Origin of the sequence: Acinetobacter variabilis (assembly GCF_000369625.1) — a bacterium.
GTDB lineage: Bacteria > Pseudomonadota > Gammaproteobacteria > Pseudomonadales > Moraxellaceae > Acinetobacter > Acinetobacter variabilis.
The window spans coordinates 219,587-236,385 of record NZ_KB850112.1 but is presented as its reverse complement, the minus strand read 5'-3'; the positions used below and the strand labels follow the sequence as shown (position 1 = coordinate 236,385).

Here is a 16,799-nt window from a genome sequence, read left to right as displayed (position 1 = left end):
ATTTCTTTGATGCATCTAAACAGTACGAACCACTTCATAGTGGCAAATATTTTAATGTCCAAGGTGCACTGAATGTCCCTCGTCCGCCACAGAGCTATCCAGTGATTGTTCAGGCAGGTCAGTCTGAAGATGGACGTGAACTGGCCGCCAAATATGCCGAAGTGATTTTTACCGCCCAGCAAAGTTTAGCTGATGCTCGAGCCTTCTACCGTGATGTCAAAGGGCGCCTGGCTAAATATGGCCGTCATCCGGATGATCTAAAAGTAATGCCGGGGGTTTCTGTCTTTGTGGCGGCTTTGTTGCATAAACCTAGCCTAGAAAGATTATTCAGTCCTATAATTTCAATATGAATAAACCTGCTCCTAAAATCTATCGTACAACTAACTGGTCTTCCTACAATCGTGCCCTCATTAACCGAGGTAATATTTCCCTTTGGTTTGATCCAAACACTCAGTGGTATGCACAACCACAAGGCAAGCAAGGTCGAAATCAAACTTACTCTGATACCGCTACTCAATGCTGTTTAATGATCAAATCTCTATTCAAACTCTCTTTACGCATGGTCACAGGTTTTGTTCAAAGTTTGATTAAACTGTGTAAATGAGCTGCTCCGAATATCAGCGATATTCGTACAGCACGCTTTGTCGAAGACAAAAACATATTGATATTGCGATTAGCTATCAAAAAAGTAGCGATGGGCTACATCTACTCGTAGACTCAACTGGTTTGAAGTTTCTAGGTGAAGGTGAATGGAAACGTAAGAAACATGGACCTGAATATCGTCGCCAATGGCGTAAGCTTCATATTGGTATTGATGCCGACACCTTGCAAATACGAGCAGTTCAGCTTACAACCAATAATGTCAGTGATTCACAGGTGCTTGGTGATTTACTTGATCAAACTCCACAAGATGAGCGGATTGACTCTGTTTATACTGAAGGCTCTTATGACACCAAGCAATGCCGTCAGGTCATTGCAGATCGGCAAGCGCATGCGGTCATTCCACCAAGAAAAAATGCAAAACCATGGAAAGATCAGAAATTGAGATCTTTAGAGCGGAATGAATTATTAAAAACAGTGAAACGTTTAGGAAGAACTATTTGGAAAAAATGGTCTGGTTATCTTCGTCGAAGTTTGGTCGAAACCAAGATGCATTGCATCAAATGATTAGGCGATAAATTAACAGCAAGGAGTTTTCCTAGTCAGGTCAATGAGATTCATGCACGCATAGCAGTATTAAACAGATTTACAGAATTAGGTCGTCCTCATACCCAAGTTGTCACTTGAGTTCTGTTCAGATAAGCAGGTGCTGTCTTTTAAATCTTTGTGCAACAAAGCCTTTTTGATTTATAAAATACTTTAGCTGCTTAAGTTTTCGGGCATAAAAAAACCCGCTTACGCGGGCTTTGATCAGAGTGTTTTAAGCTGACTTTTTCTTCTGCTTGCCGAGGCGGGTAGCTAAAGCCGTGACTTTCTGATAGCCAGTTGGCATGAGGCGCTGAATTAAATCAATCGTTTTGGCATCATTTCCAATCAGCAGACGGCGTTTGTCTTTTTGTACCGCGTCCAAAATTTGACGGGCTGCTTCTTCCGGTGGGCAACGCAGCAGCTTATTGAAATTCTGTACAGATTTTTCCGGATGCATTCCCAGACTACGAATGCTGTCATTCATTTTCGCTGCAATGGCGATATTGGTGCGGATTCCGCCTGGGTGTACACAGAGTGCGCTTACGCCGCAGTTTTCCATATCCAGTTCCTGACGCAAGGATTCGGTAAAACCACGCACAGCGAATTTAGTGGCATTATAAGCAGACTGGGTTGGCTGGGCAGTTAAACCAAACAGGCTGGAAATATTGATGACATGACCATCACCGGTTTTCTTGATTAAAGGCAGAAACTCTTTGGTGCCATAAACTACACCCCAGAAGTTAATCCCGACGATCCATTCCAGCTCTTCATAGCTAGCACCTTCTACGGTAGAACTAAGAGCTACACCAGCATTGTTAAAGATCATATTCACGCTGCCATGATCTTTCTCGACCTCGGCGGCCCAAGCGTGCATTTCTTCCAGATTAGCCACATTGACTTTTTTGGTTGTGACACGAACATCAGTACCTTTTAGCAGCTCAACGGTTTTAGCCAGGCCTTGTTCATTCACATCACTGAGTGCTAAATGACAGCCCTGCTTTGCTAAAAGCACCGCAAGTTGTTGACCGATACCTGAACCTGCACCAGTAATGGCCGCGACTTTATTATTAAAATTTTTCATTGAATTTCCTTGATTAGAACACTGCCCTTCCATGACAGCCTGTTTTTCTGTCGCATAGGAATACAGCACACCGTTTCAATATAGTTTTGACAATCCTTATTGTCAATAATTCCAGCATGTCTCTACGGGCCAATTTTCAGGTTTGAATTTCAGCATAGGTCAAAGCCGGATTTATTGATAAGATACTTAAAATCTCAAGCACATGAGTCTATGGTCTTTATGACGGATGCAGTAAATTCAGGACAAAAACTAGCGAGTAAAAGTAAGGAACGCCAGTTTAAAGGACTTTCTATGGCTGAGCGTCAGCAGGCGCGTCGTGAAAAGCTAATTGAGGCCGGGATTGAAGCTTATGGTCGTCATGGTTTCTTTTCAGTCACAGTGAAGGATATCTGTAACGAAGCCAAACTGACTGAACGTTATTTTTATGAATCCTTTAAGAAAAGCGAACATCTGTTCCAGACCATTTTCCTCAAGCTAATTGACCAGTTACAGCAGAATGTCATGCAGGCCATGATGCAAGCCTCTTCTGATCCAAAGAAAATGATCGAAGCCGGTCTGACTGCCTTGCTAACGACCTTACGTGACAATCCGGGTATGGCACGAATTATTTATATCGATGCCATGCTCGTTCAGGAACTGCATAATCAGGCTACGATTCATGAAACCATGGGACGTTTCGACCGTATGATTCAGACCTTTGTCATGCTGATGATGCCAAACCTGAATCGTTCTGAACGAGAGATTTCCCTGGTCTCGACCGGACTTAATGGTTATGTCACCCAGATTGCGATTCGCTGGGTCATGAGCGGCTTTAAACAGTCACTGGAAGAAATTCTGTCTTCCTGTAGTCTGGTGTTCTTTGCTTTATTAGACACTTTGGGTACAGAAAAACCAGCGGATCCGGTTAAATAATTTTTAAATCAAGATAAGTTCCAGATAAATTTACTTGTAAGTGATCTACAATATTTTGAATTAAGACCCTCTTATAAAATAACAGCTTAAATTGTGACAAATCTTTGCAAAAAGTTCCAGAACTACCTATTCTGCAATGATACTGTCATAATTAATCTTTGTAATAAGCCTGTCATAAATATAAAACGGTCCACCGTTTGCATGAAATAGGGTATTGCGCTGTGAAAGATGACTACATTCTAATTGTTGATGATGAACTGCCGATTCGTGAAATGATCCACACTTCTCTGGATATGGCAGGCTTTCAATGTTTACAGGCAGAAGATGCCAAGCAGGCTCATCAAATGATTGTGGACCAGCGTCCAGCATTGATTTTGCTGGATTGGATGATGCCGGGTGGCGTCAGTGGTGTCGATCTATGTCGTCGTTTGAAACGTGATGAAAACCTGTCCGAAATTCCTGTCATCATGCTGACTGCGCGTGGTGAAGAAGATCATAAAGTTCAGGGACTGGACGCCGGTGCCGATGACTATATGACCAAGCCGTTTTCGACCCGTGAGCTGGTTTCACGTATTAAAGCTGTTTTACGTCGCTCCAATGCCCTCAGTGGTGAAAAATCCATTGATGCTAATGGATTGGTATTAGATCCAGTCAGTAAGCGTGTGAATTTTGGCAATACTATACTGGACATGGGACCCACTGAATATCGTCTCTTGGCATTTTTCATGACCCATCCGGAACGTGCTTATACCCGTGCGCAGTTGCTGGATCAGGTTTGGGGTGGCAACGTCTATATTGAAGACCGGACCATTGATGTGCATATCCGTCGCCTGCGCAAGGTACTCGAACCTTATGGCGCTGACCGCTATGTACAAACTGTGCGTGGCACCGGTTACCGTTTCTCGACCCGTGTCGATGTTGCACTCGGTTAATTGTTTTTAGGTAAATCTCGTTTTATGTATGAGCCCTATCCTGTTCCCGAACTGTCACACGAGCACAAAAGATTTCGTTACAGCAGCTTATGGGATTTTGCCAAGCAAGATTTACGTCTCCTTCTTCTCTTCCTGGTAATTGCCAGTTGTATTGGCCTAGGCATCGGTTATTTCTGGATCTGTATCGTTCTGGCCTTTGTTGCCTTCTTTGGTACACAGTTGCGTTCACTCTACCTGGTCAATGAATGGATCTCGAACCGTCCCTATGATGTACCGCCAAATATCAACGGAATCTGGGGCGCTTTACTGTTCAATGTTTATCGGGCCCAGCGTCAGGAACGCGTTGTTCAGGCTGAAATGGTCGAGCTGATTGACCGTGCACAATCCTCGCTAGTCGCCCTTCAAGAAGCTGTAGTGCTGATTGATGAAAACCAGCAGATTGAATGGTGGAATCCAGCGGCAGGACGTTTACTAGGGATTGGTCAGGAAGATCGCGGCCGTAATATCCTGAGTTTGTTACGTCAGCCAAATTTCATTGATTACTATCATCATATTGATGATGCACCTGATGGTCTTAAAATGAAGTCTTCGATATTCGAAGATCATTATGTGCAAATCAAAATGACCCGTTTTGGCGGTGAAAGCCGCTTACTGGTCGCTTATGATGTGACCCGGATGCATAATCTGGAACAGATGCGTAAGGACTTCGTCGATAATATTTCGCACGAACTGCGTACACCTTTAACTGTGCTCAGCGGCTATATCGAAACCTTTACCGATCAGGAAGATATTAGCCCGCGCTGGAAACGCGCCTTTGACCAGATGCAGTCTCAGACCCGTCGCATGAATGCACTGGTGAATGACCTGTTACTGCTATCCCGTCTGGAAAATGACAAGAATATTGCCAAGAACCAGATTATTGACATGCCGAATCTGATGAACCAGCTGTTTGATGATGCGCAAGCCTATAACGTGGATTATGGCCATACCCTAAATCTGGACATTGACAGTCACTGTGACCTAATCGGCTCAGATATGGAAATTGCCAGTGCCTTCAGTAACCTGATTACCAATGCCATCAAGTACACGCCTAAAGGTGGAACCGTGACCATGGGCTGGCATGATGATGGTGAATCGGCTTATTTTGTCGTAGAAGATACCGGGATTGGGATTGATCCTAAACACTTGCCACGTTTGACCGAACGTTTCTACCGGGTAGATTCTGACCGTAGCCGCCGTACTGGTGGCACAGGCCTGGGTCTGGCAATTGTGAAGCATGTACTGATGCAACATCAGGCCCAGCTCGAAATTGACTCCCGTGAAAATCAGGGATCCACCTTTAAAGTGATTTTCCCTAAAGAACGTCTCAGTTTCCCAGACTGATTCAAAAATAAAAAAAAGGTGCAAGTCGCACCTTTTCTTTTTTAGCGAAGGTTTTAAGACTTTAATGCCTGCTCTTTGGATAAGGCCCGGAAATAAGCTGCTCGATGCGAGATCCGTTCCAGATAGGCTTGAATCGCCGGATAACTTTTACCAGTACGGCTTTGCATGGCTTCGAGTGGGAAGCTCATCTGAATATCCGCAAAACTGAAACGCCCGGCAAAATATTCATGCTGGCTTAAATGATCTTCCAGAAACTGGATATGGTCTTTTAGACGGCTTTGTACAAACTGCTTTTTCACTCCTTCACAAATTGTTTTAGCAACCGGACGAACTAAAAATGGCACTTGCTCAGGAACTTTGGTCATCACCAGTTGCATGACCAGCAAAGGCATCAAAGACCCTTCTGCATAATGCATCCAATAACGGTATTGCGCCTTGTTCTCGGCACTGATCGGCTGAAACTGATGGGTCGAATCATAGGTTTCTTGGAGATACTCCAGAATGGCGGCAGACTCAGCCAGTACCAGATTCTGATCTTCCAGAATCGGGGCTTTACCCAGAGGATGAACCTGTTTCAAAGAAGGCGGAGCAGAATAGTTTGGCAGGCGTTTGTAATACTTGATCTCATAATCAAGTTCCAGCTCTTCCAAGGCCCACATGATTCGAAATGATCTTGATTGTTCGAGATGATGTAAAACACGCATATTAGACTCATGATTTTATTGTTATTACTGCGTGAGCATAGCAAAAAGTCCAGATCTGATTAAAGAGTTTATTAGTCTACTTACATTTTCCCTACCGGATATAGCGTACCCTCTTTAGCTTAAATCAGGCTAGTGGGAATCTCCAGACTGCGTAACAGGGTTTTGGTCACCGGGGTTTTGGCACAAATCTCCAGAATTTTCTGCTGCAAAGCCGAATCATGAACAGTATCAAAACTTAAGCGTCGTTCAATCCATTCCTGCCCTTCTTTATTAGCAAAAAATTCTGCTTCAACCTGAAAGTCGCCCAGTTCAATATTCTTATGCTTGGCATACATGCGCAAAGTAATCATGGTGCAAGAGATCAGACTGCCTAAAAGCAGATCATAAGGTGCAGGACCTGCATCCTGCCCGCCGAAGGATTCAGGTTTATCGGTCAGGTAATGATGCTGGCCATGACTGATTTCTCCCTGCCACGGTATGGTTAAGCTCTGTATTTTGGCAATTGCGATTCGGGCCATACTGATCCTTTGTTCTTATAATTATGAAAACTATTTAGAAGCTCGCATATGTTCCGGAAATGCCGGTGCTTCCATACGTGGGCCATCATAGCTTGGAATGGTGCCAAAACGCGGGTGTTCCATCATCCACTGTTCACGGGCCAGCTTCAGTTCTTCCACATCACGACCCACCAGATTCCACCACAATAAAATAGGGCTTTCAAATGGCTCTCCACCAATCAGCAAGATTCGCCCACCCGCATGAATTTCAACATCCACATGCTGTAATCCGGGTTCAAGAATCACCATATTATCTTCAGTCAGTTCATGCCCATTAATACTTGCCAGCCCCTCAAGGGCCATAAAACCATATTCAAATCTTGGATCTAAACTCAGACGGGCACGGGTACTTTCAGCAGCGAATAGATCCACCCCCAAAAGTTCGGTATGAACCTTAACTGGTGATAGTGTATCCAGAAATTCCCCGACCAGGACCGTACATTGAATGCCCTGTTCTTCGATCACAGGTAATTCCGGATAATGATCAAACGCCGGAGCCATATTGATCTTGTCATCAGGCAGGGCGATCCAGAGCTGTGCTGCATGCATTTTGGTTTCAGTTTCCGGTGAAACCTCTGTATGCGAAATGCCATAGCCTGAAGTCATCAGATTAACCTGTTTCGGTCGGATCAATTGCCGGTTACCCAGACTGTCACTATGCATCATGGTGCCTTCAATCATCCAGGTAAAAGTTTGCAGGCCAATATGCGGATGCGGTCCGATATCCAGACCATCTCCCTGAGGAAATTGAGTGGGACCGGCATGATCCAGAAAACACCAGGCGCCAATCATGCGTTTATGCCGACTCGGCAAGGCGCGTTTAATGACGGTTCCCTGCCCGATTTCCGCACGCCGTAAAGGAACTTCCTGTATGAACTGATTGATATACTTTTCACAATCATCTGAATTTGACAGTTCAATATCATTATTATTCGACATGGTTGAGCTGACCTCGGCAAGTTCATTCTGGCTGTATGCTGTATCAAGACATCTTTCCCTGATCATCACAAGATGTCTACCTCATAGAACAATGTACCGCGTCTACCCGCAAAATTTATCTTTAGAAATATTTCGATACGTATAAAATGTGCTACTCATCAGAACAGTTCAAATACTTAAAGGCTTCAGTCTTCCAAAGACTGTAATCAAGTTCTTGGTGATGAATTATATAATCATTCAAGTAATCAGCATTATCTCGTTTAAATCAACTTATTCATCCTGCTCATGTTTCACGTGAAACGCTTTTTTTTATTTATATAAACTTTTAAAATCAGCAATCTATAAAAATGTGATCCGTCTAGCTTTATGTTCACAAAAACAAAAATTTTGTTACGTTTTCTTTTTAAAAATTGTGCTACCCCCTAATTCTAGGGAGATTGTTTTTTATTCATTTGGTTCATAATAGGGCCCAATAAAAATAAGATTGGATCAGGACATGTCATCCTCGAATGAAAATATATATTCAACGGCGAATATGTCTTTTCAAAACTCGACCACGGATAGATCATTAAAGTTGGCCGAATGTGATCTGCAAAATCGCCAGTTAATTGAAGATGCGCTTGTACATCGCGCTGCACATATTCCTGCGCAATTCCAGCAGTACTTTTATAACTATCTTTATTTGCATCGTCATCAAAATCTTCGCCAGATTAATTACATGGCGCAGATCGCCTTTTTGCTGTATTTCTTTGCCGATATTTTTATTATTCCTGACATGTTTTTCCTGTCTGGCCTGATCCGGGTATCACTGGTCATTGCTGTCATGTTTTGCTGCTATTACCTGTTTAAGCATCAAAAGAATATCCGGGTTCTGGACATGATTTTGCCTGTGGGCACGACTGTGGCTGCAGCGACCTGGATTGGCCTGCTCCTGCTGTCGAGCAGCCCGCATGTGTCGACTTATATCTATGCTTCTGCGATCTTTATTTTAATTACCAACCTCTGTGTACAGACTGAGTTTAAGAGTGCCTTGTATTGTTCCATTTTTATCGCCTTGTTTATCATGATTGGAGTGACTCATCTCATGAGTCTATCGCAGGCCTTTATTTTCACCGTTGTTTTCACACCTCTCTGGGCGTTTAGTATTTATATCAACTGGAATAATATCATCAACATACGGCGCTCTTTTCTACGCACTTTGCTGGATGAATGGAACTATCAAACCTTAAAAAATCTTGCTCATACTGATGATCTGACGCAGTTATTTAATCGTCGTCATTTTGTGGATATGGCGGAACGTTCAATCCATCAATGGCCAAAGCCTGCCAGCACCTGCCTATTGATGTTTGATGTCGATTATTTCAAGAAAATCAATGACAATTATGGTCATGATGTGGGTGACCGGGTGCTACAACTGATTGCTGAAATTACCCGTAAAGAAATGCGTTCTAGTGATGTACTGGCACGTTTTGGTGGAGAAGAATTTATTGCCTTGCTGGAAGATACCCAGCTACAGGATTGCCTGATGATTGCAGAACGGATTCGCTGCTCGATTCAAAAGCAGGTGATGTACATCAATTCTGACCAGAAAATCCAGTTCACGATTTCTATCGGTATTGCTGAACTTGAATCTCCACAACAGGAACTTGAAGACCTGATTAAGCATGCGGATATTGCGCTTTACGAAGCCAAAAAAGCAGGACGAAATCGGATTCGGGTCTATCATCCTAATATGCTGCAACCGACTAAACCGCTCTCTCCAAATCCCTGGAATGTATTTAAACCACTGAATAAACAGGAGCAGGCTGGCACTCATCATAAAGCGAAACAGTCTTGGTCTGCTTTGTAACCTGATAGCAAAATCAAGATTATTAGACAAGAATTTAAGAATTAGGCCTAAATTTGTTTGTGATGCTTTTCAAATAATTCCTAAAAGAATAGAATATTTTTCATACAAATATAAATATTCATCTTATTCATTTCTTTGGATTTAATGTGGGAAGGCTGCATGCCAGATAAATATCAAGAAGAAGCTCGCCTCCTGCTTCAGGATGCCCTTCACGATCCTCTTGTTCGTATTCTTGGGTCTTTAAAACCTGCCTACTTTAACCATCAGAAACAGCTCACTCTAAAATATTTGTTGTAGGTAAACCTATTTGCACAGGTGGCATATGCCTCCTATACCCTTGCCGATATCCTGGTACTGAATGACATTATGAATTTGCTCATTCTGACCAAGCTAGGCTATACCTTGGTGATCGTGCTGATTACCATCTGGATGTATCATTTTTACCGGAATTTGCCTGTATTTGACCTGCTGTTGCCGACCTCGATTATCGGAGCAAGTGCAATCTGGTTTTTTAATCTGAATCAGTCTGAAAGTCCGCATAAACTCATTTATCAATATGCTTCACTGGTCTTTATTGTCCTGGCCAATTTATGTATGCAGATCCGCCTCTGGCCTAGTCTGATTAATTCCGGTCTGATTACATTGGTAATTTATATTGGTGTGTATTTCAATACCCAAGCTAATCTGTATCAGATGTTCTTGTTTTCCCTGATCTATATGCCGGTATTGACCTTCAGTTTATATATCAGTTGGAGCTCTACACTAAAATCCCGTTTGGTATTCCTGCAACATACCTTGAATGAATATCATCGTCAGACTTTTGAAAATTTCCCCCATACTGACTCGCTGACAGGTCTGAATAATAGACGCTGTTTCGCATATCTGGTACAACAGCTGATCCAAAACAATCTTAAACAGCCTGCTCCAATCAGTTTGCTGGTTTTTGATGTCGATCATTTCAAGCAGATCAATGACCGTTATGGACATGATGTTGGAGATCAGGTGCTCCAGATGATTGCTCAAACCACATGCAATGAAATGCGACGCCATGATGTGCTGGCACGCTATGGGGGTGAAGAATTTATCGCATGCCTTATTGAAACTTCACTAGATAATGCACTCAAAATTGCCGAGCGTTTAAGACACAAAATCGAGAATATTATGGTCAATCTGGAACATGGGCATCGTCTCGATTTCACCGTTTCAATTGGTGCAGCCATTCTGGAAAGTAGTGAAACGGATTTAATGGCGCTGATTAAACAGGCTGATATTGCCCTGTATCAGGCTAAAGCCAATGGTCGGAACCGAGTCGAGTGTTATGATCCTGAACTTGACCAAGGTTTGCTTGGAGAACTTCAAAACTGGCAGGTTAAACCGGCTTAAATGTCATTTGAAAAATAATAAAAAAGAGCGCCGAAGCGCTCTTTTTTATGAGTTAAAAATTATCTTCATCAAAACGATCTTGATCAATTTTATAGATATGAAAACTACGTTCTATTTGTACGCCTAAACCGAATTCAATCATTAAAGACGTTAACTTATCACCATCAATTAATACAATTCCCGACTTCTTTGCAGATTCAATTGCCTCTTTACTAAAATTAGAAGTAGTAATAAATACGCCTTTCTTGGCAACCTGATCCGCCAAAGCTCCTTTAAACTGCTGAATATCAGGACGTCCTACTGTATTTTCCCAACGTTTTGCTTGAATATAAATTTTATCTAACCCTAATCGGTCTTCACTGATTACTCCATCAATTCCACCATCGTTGGTTTTACCAATTGCTTGGGCTGCATCTTGATGTGAACCACCGTAGCCCATAGCAACAAGCAGATCTACAACAAGTCTCTCAAAAAATGAAGGAGACTTTTCCTTTACCATTTGAAGTAAATCACTTTTCAAATTGAACCTTAATAATTCAGTCGTAGTCTGAATTGTTTCTTCAGGTGTTTGTGTTTCTTGCAATTTATTTGAGTTTTCAAAATTTTTTAAAATTTCGACCTCTAATCCCTCTTCGTTTTTCTTTCCAAATTTAAAATCTATAAATCCATCAAACTGTGCTAAAAATTCATTAGTTATTGCTTCTAAGTTTTTTAAATCAATTTTTCTTCCTAAATCGCTAATTTCACAATATGCTCGTTTTGGTTGATGAATTAAACCTGCTTTGACTAAGTATGTCTTTGCCCAAGCAACTCGATCTTTAAATATATTTTTACCACTTGGTAGTACCTTATTTAGATCTTCTTCAGGTAAGCCAGAACGCTCAGCTAGGATATTGGCGGCATCTGAAATTTTAATTGGCCCTTCTATTTCTGATAATAATTTCATCAAAGGCAGCATTAACTGATCATAAGTAGGTAATGACATATATTTTTTAGCTTAAGAATTAATTTTTCTTGAGTATAAATGAAAAAAAGAGCGCCTAAGCGCTCTTTTTTTATAGGTAATTTTCGTTAGAAAATTACTCCCATTCAATTGTTGCTGGTGGCTTAGATGAAACGTCATATACCACACGAGAAACTTCAGCAATTTCGTTCATGATACGTGTAGAAATACGGTCTACCAGGTCATATGGAAGATGTGCAAAACGCGCTGTCATAAAGTCGATGGTTTCAACTGCACGAAGTGCAATTACCCATGCATAACGACGGCCATCACCGACCACACCCACAGATTTCACTGGTTGGAATACGGCAAAAGCTTGAGCAGTTTTGTCGTACCAGCCGCTTGCGCGAAGTTCTTGCATGAAGATGTCATCAGCAAGGCGAAGAATATCAGCATATTCTTTTTTCACTTCACCCAGAATACGAACACCAAGGCCTGGACCTGGGAACGGATGACGATAGATCATGCTGTGTGGCAAGCCTAGAGTTGTACCCAATTTACGTACTTCATCTTTAAACAGGTCACGCAATGGTTCAACCAGGTCAAATGCCAAATCTTCAGGCAAGCCACCTACGTTGTGATGCGACTTGATGACATGTGCCTTACCTTGTTTGCTGGCAGCAGATTCAATCACATCTGGATAAATCGTACCTTGTGCAAGGAAGGTTACGCCATCGAGCTTACGCGCTTCTTCAGCAAAGACTTCGATAAATTCGCGACCGATGATTTTACGTTTTTTCTCTGGATCAACTTCGCCAGCCAAAGCAGAAAGGAAACGGTCTTCAGCATCAGCGCGGATCACGCGGATCCCCATGTTGTCTGCAAACATCTGCATCACTTGATCGCCTTCGTTCAAACGAAGCAGACCGTTGTCTACAAATACGCAAGTCAACTGATCGCCAATTGCTTTGTGCAAAAGCGCAGCTACAACTGATGAATCCACACCACCTGAAAGACCTAACAATACTTTTTCATTGCCAATCTGTTCACGAAGCTGTTCTACACGCAGGTCAATAATATGTTCTGGTGTCCACAGACCACGACAACCACAAATCTGGTGTACGAAGTTAGACAGTAATTCTGCACCTTTCGAAGTATGTGTCACTTCAGGGTGGAACTGGATCCCATAGAAACGGCGAGTTTCATCAGACACCATGGCAATCGGACAGCTTGGTGTGCTTGCAGTCACCTGGAAGCCTTCTGGAATACGTGCAACCTTGTCACCATGACTCATCCAGACATGCAGCTGGTTTTCACGGTCTTGCAGCTGACCAATCAGCTGGTCACGTACCACGATATCCACTTCTGCATAACCGAACTCATGTACAGTACCTGGCTCAACTTTACCGCCAAGCTGTTCACACATGGTTTGCAAGCCATAACAGATACCCAGTACAGGTACACCTAACTCAAATACCACTTGCGGCGCACGCGGGCTGCCTTCCAGGTGAACACTTTCAGGTCCACCAGACAAGATGATACCGTTTGGATTAAATGCGCGAATGTCTTCTTCAGACATGTCATAGGCATACATTTCAGAATATACACCAGCTTCACGGACACGACGTGCGATGAGCTGACTATATTGAGAACCGAAATCCAGAATCAGGATACGATCTTCAGTAATTTGAGTATTGGTAGTCATGACAAACAACTATGAAAGGCAAACGAAAGATAAGCGCCGTATTCTAACATTTTTATTAGGCTTAAGCACACTATTCCCATCCGCATAATAATTAAGCAGTTTATTTTTTTAAATAGAATTAAGCTTTCGATTCAGCAGGAGAGCTTTCCCTTCTCTCCCCAGAATTCAATATATTTACGCTATTTGGATTTCAATATTTTAAGACCGGCCAGTTAAGTTGCTATTGAAGGTTTATTTCGCTTACCTCTATCACGGTCTTCACTGGGATGGCGTTTAGGGTTAAACATGGGAGCCACCTTTTGATTTTTATTTTAATGACATTTTCATGCTAAGCCTGTTTTATAGGAATTTACCGCCAATTTGTAAGATAAATTTTTAATTCACCCATCAGGGATGAGCGGGCAATTATTTTCCTGTTCGGTACTGACTTTCATGCCGCAGACTGTTAGGATTTGATCACCTTTTTGCTTGTTTTTTCCCTATGGAACTGCTTGATTTTATCCTCCACGTTGATGATCACCTGCTCGAATTCATTACCAATTACGGCATCTGGATTTATGGCATTCTTTTCCTGATTATTTTTGTTGAAACGGGACTGGTGGTGATGCCATTCCTGCCGGGAGACAGCCTGTTATTTGCATCAGGTGCACTAGCGGCTTCAACGGGTGCAATGGATCCATGGGTACTGATTCCGCTACTGTTCACTGCGGCAGTGCTGGGCGACACCCTGAATTATCATATTGGTAAATATATTGGGCCACGTGTATTTGAGATTGAATCACGTTTTATTAATAAAAAGCATTTGCTTGCTACCCAGCAGTTCTTTGTGAAACACGGTGGTAAAACCATTATTTTTGCCCGTTTCATTCCTTTTGCACGTACCTTTGCACCTTTTGTTGCTGGTGCGGGAAGTATGAATTACAAATATTTCCTGACTTACAATATAATCGGTGGCTTTCTCTGGATCAGTTCATTTGTGATCCTAGGTTATCTGTTTGGCAACATGCCAATCGTCAAAGACAACTTCACTCATCTGATTTTCGGTATCATTATTTTAAGTGTCATGCCTGGTGTGATTGGCTTTATTCAGCAGAAACTCAAGAAAAATAAAATCGCCTGAAAGCCTAGAATTATTGATTGAAAATTTATTCCAGCCAATTGATCAACAAGGGCACCAGGCAAAGCAGTAAAAACAGAGCCGACCCTTTATAAATCAGGTCGGCTTTTCTTTTTGCCGACTCTCCCGCCAGAATCGCTTGTCCAAAGATCATCCAGAACAATGCAACAAGCAAAGCAATCCCAGTAAAAATCGCAAAGACTAGAACAAAGTTACTCGGACTTTCCCAAGTAGACAGCGGCAATATCCCTGTCGCCAGAAGCGCTGCTTTGGGATTTTTCAAGGTTCCCTTAAACATCTGCCAGGGACGGATCTGAGGATGACTCTGATTATATTGTTCCAGTTGCCGTGCTTTGAATAAATGGAAGGTCATCCAGCCCACACCAATTGCACTCAGCACATGCACCAGTTCCTGAAAACTGGGCCAGATCGGTGAAAACAGATGGACCAGCAGAGCCCACCCATTGATCGCGTATAAATACCCTACCAGAATGACGGGAATATACAGACTGGTTTTGGCTGTTCCCTGCTGATAGGCAGAACTGGCCACCAATGCATTGGCAGGTCCAGGGATCATCAGCACTGCTATTGTTGCAAAAACAAAGAGCCAGTTTTCAATCATGGTAGTTAAACATATCAGACAAGGTGATTACCTTAACCAATCTCGTGTTCTGATCACAAGACGGGATCTTTCAAAATTTTATGCGCATCGGTCATTTTTTCTGGTGAATACTGTGAACTGTGTCACTTGAGCAATCATTTTTAAGATAGAAAAAATGCCGACTTAAAGTCAGCATTTTTTTGATATTTAGAGGGCTATTTATTGGTGTTTTGACGGACAACAATTGGGCAGGCTTTAAATTTTGCAGCTTGTACAATAGCTTCCTGTTCACCCAGTAGACGTGCCGTTTCAGTGCGTTTGGTATTGGAAGACTGTCCCATATTCACTGATACACTCGGACCAATGCCCCAGCCACCGCGGCTGCCCCAGCCACCACCGATGCCTACCCCTACGCCGACACCTGTACGTTTAGGCGGCTCAACACCATTATCAAGATATTGCTGAATACGGTTGTATTCCCCCTGAAGCTGCTGACAGTTGAGGGTTTGATAATGAGTGGGTGAAACATAGGTCGGTTTGACCGTCGTTGCACAGGCACTCAGCAAGCTAAGTATGCTGATCGCCAGGCTTATTTTCACAAGTTTCATAGTTAACTCGATCTTAATGCTGCTCTATCTCATTGAACAATGATTGATAGGCCTGAGTCAATTTATGATCAGTTGCCAAGTGAATTAATGGCTGATTTTTTTGATGTGACTCTTTCATCAGCACCGACGGTGGCAACATGCTGTTTAGTACCGGAAGACCTTCATCTCTTAGTTGCTGTACCACTTCGCGAGGCAGTTTTGCCTGAGCCTGAAACTGGTTGACCACGATGCCTTCAATTTCCAGACGTTCGTTATGATCATCCTGAGTTTCGATGACATTCTCAATCAGAGTTTGCAAGGCCCGTTTAGAAAACACATCACAGTCAAACGGAATCAGAACACGGTCTGCAGCAATCAGGGCTGAAAGTGTAAAGAAATTAAATGCTGGCGGAGTATCAATAAACACCCGGTCATAATGCTCAGCAAGTGGTTGCAAGGCATCGCGCAGCTTGTAAATCTTATGCTTGGATTCCAGTGCATGGGCCAATGTGCCCAAACTTGGACTGGCCGGAATGACATCCAGATTTTTAAAAGGTGATTGATGCAGATAACTTTCCAGCCCTTTAGCCCGGGTCTTGAGAATGGAACCAATCGCATTACCAATTAAGCTTTTGCTCTGCTGGTTCCCCAATACATCTTCAAAATAGTTTTCAATATTCGGCTCCAGCGCCGGCTTGTCACTCGAATAAGTTGCATCATCCCCTAGTAAATACTGGCTGGAGTTTGCCTGCGGATCAAGATCGATTAACAGGGTTTTAAGCCCCTGATGCGCACTGATTGCTGCCAAATTGACTGCAATACTCGATTTCCCCACCCCACCTTTTTGATTAAAAACCACACGAGTATGCATAAACACCCCTCTTTATTTTTCTAATGATCAGTATGTTTGAGTTCATT

General features: G+C 42.6%; 16 protein-coding genes and 1 pseudogene. 8 read left to right on the top strand and 9 right to left on the bottom strand.

Translation table 11 applies throughout. The features are described from left to right. Positions 1–68: 68 nt before the first annotated feature. Complete coding sequence (locus tag F897_RS17900; protein WP_224214007.1) at positions 69–350, top strand: LLM class flavin-dependent oxidoreductase; 282 nt, start codon at positions 69–71, stop codon at positions 348–350. Beyond that, positions 347–1,287, top strand: a pseudogene (locus F897_RS03660) (IS5 family transposase). Before F897_RS17900 ends, F897_RS03660 begins: the two are co-directional and overlap by 4 nt. A 133-nt stretch (positions 1,288–1,420) precedes the next feature. On the opposite strand, the gene F897_RS03655 reads toward F897_RS03660, so the two are convergent. Further along, positions 1,421–2,269, bottom strand: a complete 849-nt coding sequence (locus tag F897_RS03655; RefSeq protein WP_005233350.1) for an SDR family NAD(P)-dependent oxidoreductase — start codon at positions 2,267–2,269, stop codon at positions 1,421–1,423. Positions 2,270–2,488: 219 nt separating this feature from the next. Here F897_RS03655 and F897_RS03650 point away from each other — a divergent pair, with 219 nt between their 5' ends. The 3 genes from F897_RS03650 to phoR all read left to right on the top strand — a co-directional run bounded on the left by F897_RS03650 (position 2,489) and on the right by phoR (position 5,496). After that, positions 2,489–3,181, top strand: coding sequence for a TetR/AcrR family transcriptional regulator (locus F897_RS03650; RefSeq protein WP_005233348.1), 693 nt, complete (start codon positions 2,489–2,491; stop codon positions 3,179–3,181). 221 nt (positions 3,182–3,402) lie between these two features. Continuing rightward, the gene (gene phoB / locus F897_RS03645; RefSeq protein ID WP_004780667.1) at positions 3,403–4,113 is read left to right on the top strand and encodes a phosphate regulon transcriptional regulator PhoB; all 711 of its coding nucleotides are present in this window, start codon (positions 3,403–3,405) and stop codon (positions 4,111–4,113) included. Between the two features lie 24 nt (positions 4,114–4,137). Then, positions 4,138–5,496 (top strand): phosphate regulon sensor histidine kinase PhoR, encoded by a 1,359-nt coding sequence (phoR, locus tag F897_RS03640; protein WP_005233347.1) that lies wholly within the window; start codon positions 4,138–4,140, stop codon positions 5,494–5,496. Positions 5,497–5,549: 53 nt separating this feature from the next. On the opposite strand, the gene F897_RS03635 is transcribed toward phoR, so the two are convergent. From F897_RS03635 to F897_RS03625, 3 genes are all read right to left on the bottom strand, one after another. Then, a complete protein-coding gene (locus tag F897_RS03635; RefSeq protein WP_004780664.1) occupies positions 5,550–6,200 on the bottom strand; it encodes a glutathione S-transferase in 651 nt (216 codons plus the stop codon). Positions 6,201–6,319: 119 nt separating this feature from the next. Continuing rightward, positions 6,320–6,718 (bottom strand): OsmC family protein, encoded by a 399-nt coding sequence (locus F897_RS03630; RefSeq protein WP_005233345.1) that lies wholly within the window; start codon positions 6,716–6,718, stop codon positions 6,320–6,322. A gap of 30 nt (positions 6,719–6,748) precedes the next feature. Then, positions 6,749–7,696: a pirin family protein gene (locus F897_RS03625; RefSeq protein WP_005233343.1), complete on the bottom strand. Its 948-nt coding sequence runs from the start codon at positions 7,694–7,696 to the stop codon at positions 6,749–6,751. A 496-nt stretch (positions 7,697–8,192) separates the two neighbouring features. On the opposite strand from F897_RS03625, the gene F897_RS03620 reads away from it, so the two are divergent. Next, complete coding sequence (locus tag F897_RS03620; RefSeq protein ID WP_005233341.1) at positions 8,193–9,545, top strand: GGDEF domain-containing protein; 1,353 nt, start codon at positions 8,193–8,195, stop codon at positions 9,543–9,545. Between the two features lie 315 nt (positions 9,546–9,860). Next, the gene (locus F897_RS03615) at positions 9,861–10,928 is read left to right on the top strand and encodes a GGDEF domain-containing protein (protein ID WP_005233330.1); all 1,068 of its coding nucleotides are present in this window, start codon (positions 9,861–9,863) and stop codon (positions 10,926–10,928) included. Between the two features lie 52 nt (positions 10,929–10,980). Here the strand turns inward: F897_RS03615 and F897_RS03610 are convergent, their stop codons facing one another. Then, complete coding sequence (locus F897_RS03610) at positions 10,981–11,913, bottom strand: restriction endonuclease (RefSeq protein ID WP_004780654.1); 933 nt, start codon at positions 11,911–11,913, stop codon at positions 10,981–10,983. A 94-nt stretch (positions 11,914–12,007) separates the two neighbouring features. Further along, positions 12,008–13,576: a glutamine-hydrolyzing GMP synthase gene (gene guaA / locus F897_RS03605; RefSeq protein WP_005233328.1), complete on the bottom strand. Its 1,569-nt coding sequence runs from the start codon at positions 13,574–13,576 to the stop codon at positions 12,008–12,010. A 481-nt stretch (positions 13,577–14,057) separates the two neighbouring features. Here guaA and F897_RS03600 point away from each other — a divergent pair, with 481 nt between their 5' ends. Then, positions 14,058–14,696, top strand: a complete 639-nt coding sequence (locus F897_RS03600) for a DedA family protein (protein WP_004780651.1) — start codon at positions 14,058–14,060, stop codon at positions 14,694–14,696. 25 nt (positions 14,697–14,721) lie between these two features. Here F897_RS03600 and F897_RS03595 read toward each other — a convergent pair whose 3' ends face one another. From F897_RS03595 to F897_RS03585, 3 genes are all read right to left on the bottom strand, one after another. After that, complete coding sequence (locus F897_RS03595; protein WP_005233326.1) at positions 14,722–15,315, bottom strand: hypothetical protein; 594 nt, start codon at positions 15,313–15,315, stop codon at positions 14,722–14,724. Positions 15,316–15,509: 194 nt separating this feature from the next. Further along, the gene (locus tag F897_RS03590) at positions 15,510–15,902 is read right to left on the bottom strand and encodes a hypothetical protein (protein WP_005233324.1); all 393 of its coding nucleotides are present in this window, start codon (positions 15,900–15,902) and stop codon (positions 15,510–15,512) included. A gap of 13 nt (positions 15,903–15,915) precedes the next feature. Then, positions 15,916–16,752: a ParA family protein gene (locus F897_RS03585; RefSeq protein ID WP_005233323.1), complete on the bottom strand. Its 837-nt coding sequence runs from the start codon at positions 16,750–16,752 to the stop codon at positions 15,916–15,918. Positions 16,753–16,799: the final 47 nt, after the last annotated feature.

Bases quoted from the DNA above. Each gene is read 5' to 3' on its own strand.
- F897_RS03655 (WP_005233350.1), bottom strand. From the start codon at position 2,269: ATGAAAAATTTTAATAATAAAGTCGCGGCCATTACTGGTGCAGGTTCA.
- F897_RS03650 (WP_005233348.1), top strand. From the start codon at position 2,489: ATGACGGATGCAGTAAATTCAGGACAAAAACTAGCGAGTAAAAGTAAG.
- phoR (WP_005233347.1), top strand. From the start codon at position 4,138: ATGTATGAGCCCTATCCTGTTCCCGAACTGTCACACGAGCACAAAAGA.
- F897_RS03635 (WP_004780664.1), bottom strand. From the start codon at position 6,200: ATGCGTGTTTTACATCATCTCGAACAATCAAGATCATTTCGAATCATG.
- F897_RS03630 (WP_005233345.1), bottom strand. From the start codon at position 6,718: ATGGCCCGAATCGCAATTGCCAAAATACAGAGCTTAACCATACCGTGG.
- F897_RS03625 (WP_005233343.1), bottom strand. From the start codon at position 7,696: ATGTCGAATAATAATGATATTGAACTGTCAAATTCAGATGATTGTGAA.
- F897_RS03620 (WP_005233341.1), top strand. From the start codon at position 8,193: ATGTCATCCTCGAATGAAAATATATATTCAACGGCGAATATGTCTTTT.
- F897_RS03610 (WP_004780654.1), bottom strand. From the start codon at position 11,913: ATGTCATTACCTACTTATGATCAGTTAATGCTGCCTTTGATGAAATTA.
- guaA (WP_005233328.1), bottom strand. From the start codon at position 13,576: ATGACTACCAATACTCAAATTACTGAAGATCGTATCCTGATTCTGGAT.
- F897_RS03600 (WP_004780651.1), top strand. From the start codon at position 14,058: ATGGAACTGCTTGATTTTATCCTCCACGTTGATGATCACCTGCTCGAA.
- F897_RS03595 (WP_005233326.1), bottom strand. From the start codon at position 15,315: ATGATTGAAAACTGGCTCTTTGTTTTTGCAACAATAGCAGTGCTGATG.
- F897_RS03590 (WP_005233324.1), bottom strand. From the start codon at position 15,902: ATGAAACTTGTGAAAATAAGCCTGGCGATCAGCATACTTAGCTTGCTG.
- F897_RS03585 (WP_005233323.1), bottom strand. From the start codon at position 16,752: ATGCATACTCGTGTGGTTTTTAATCAAAAAGGTGGGGTGGGGAAATCG.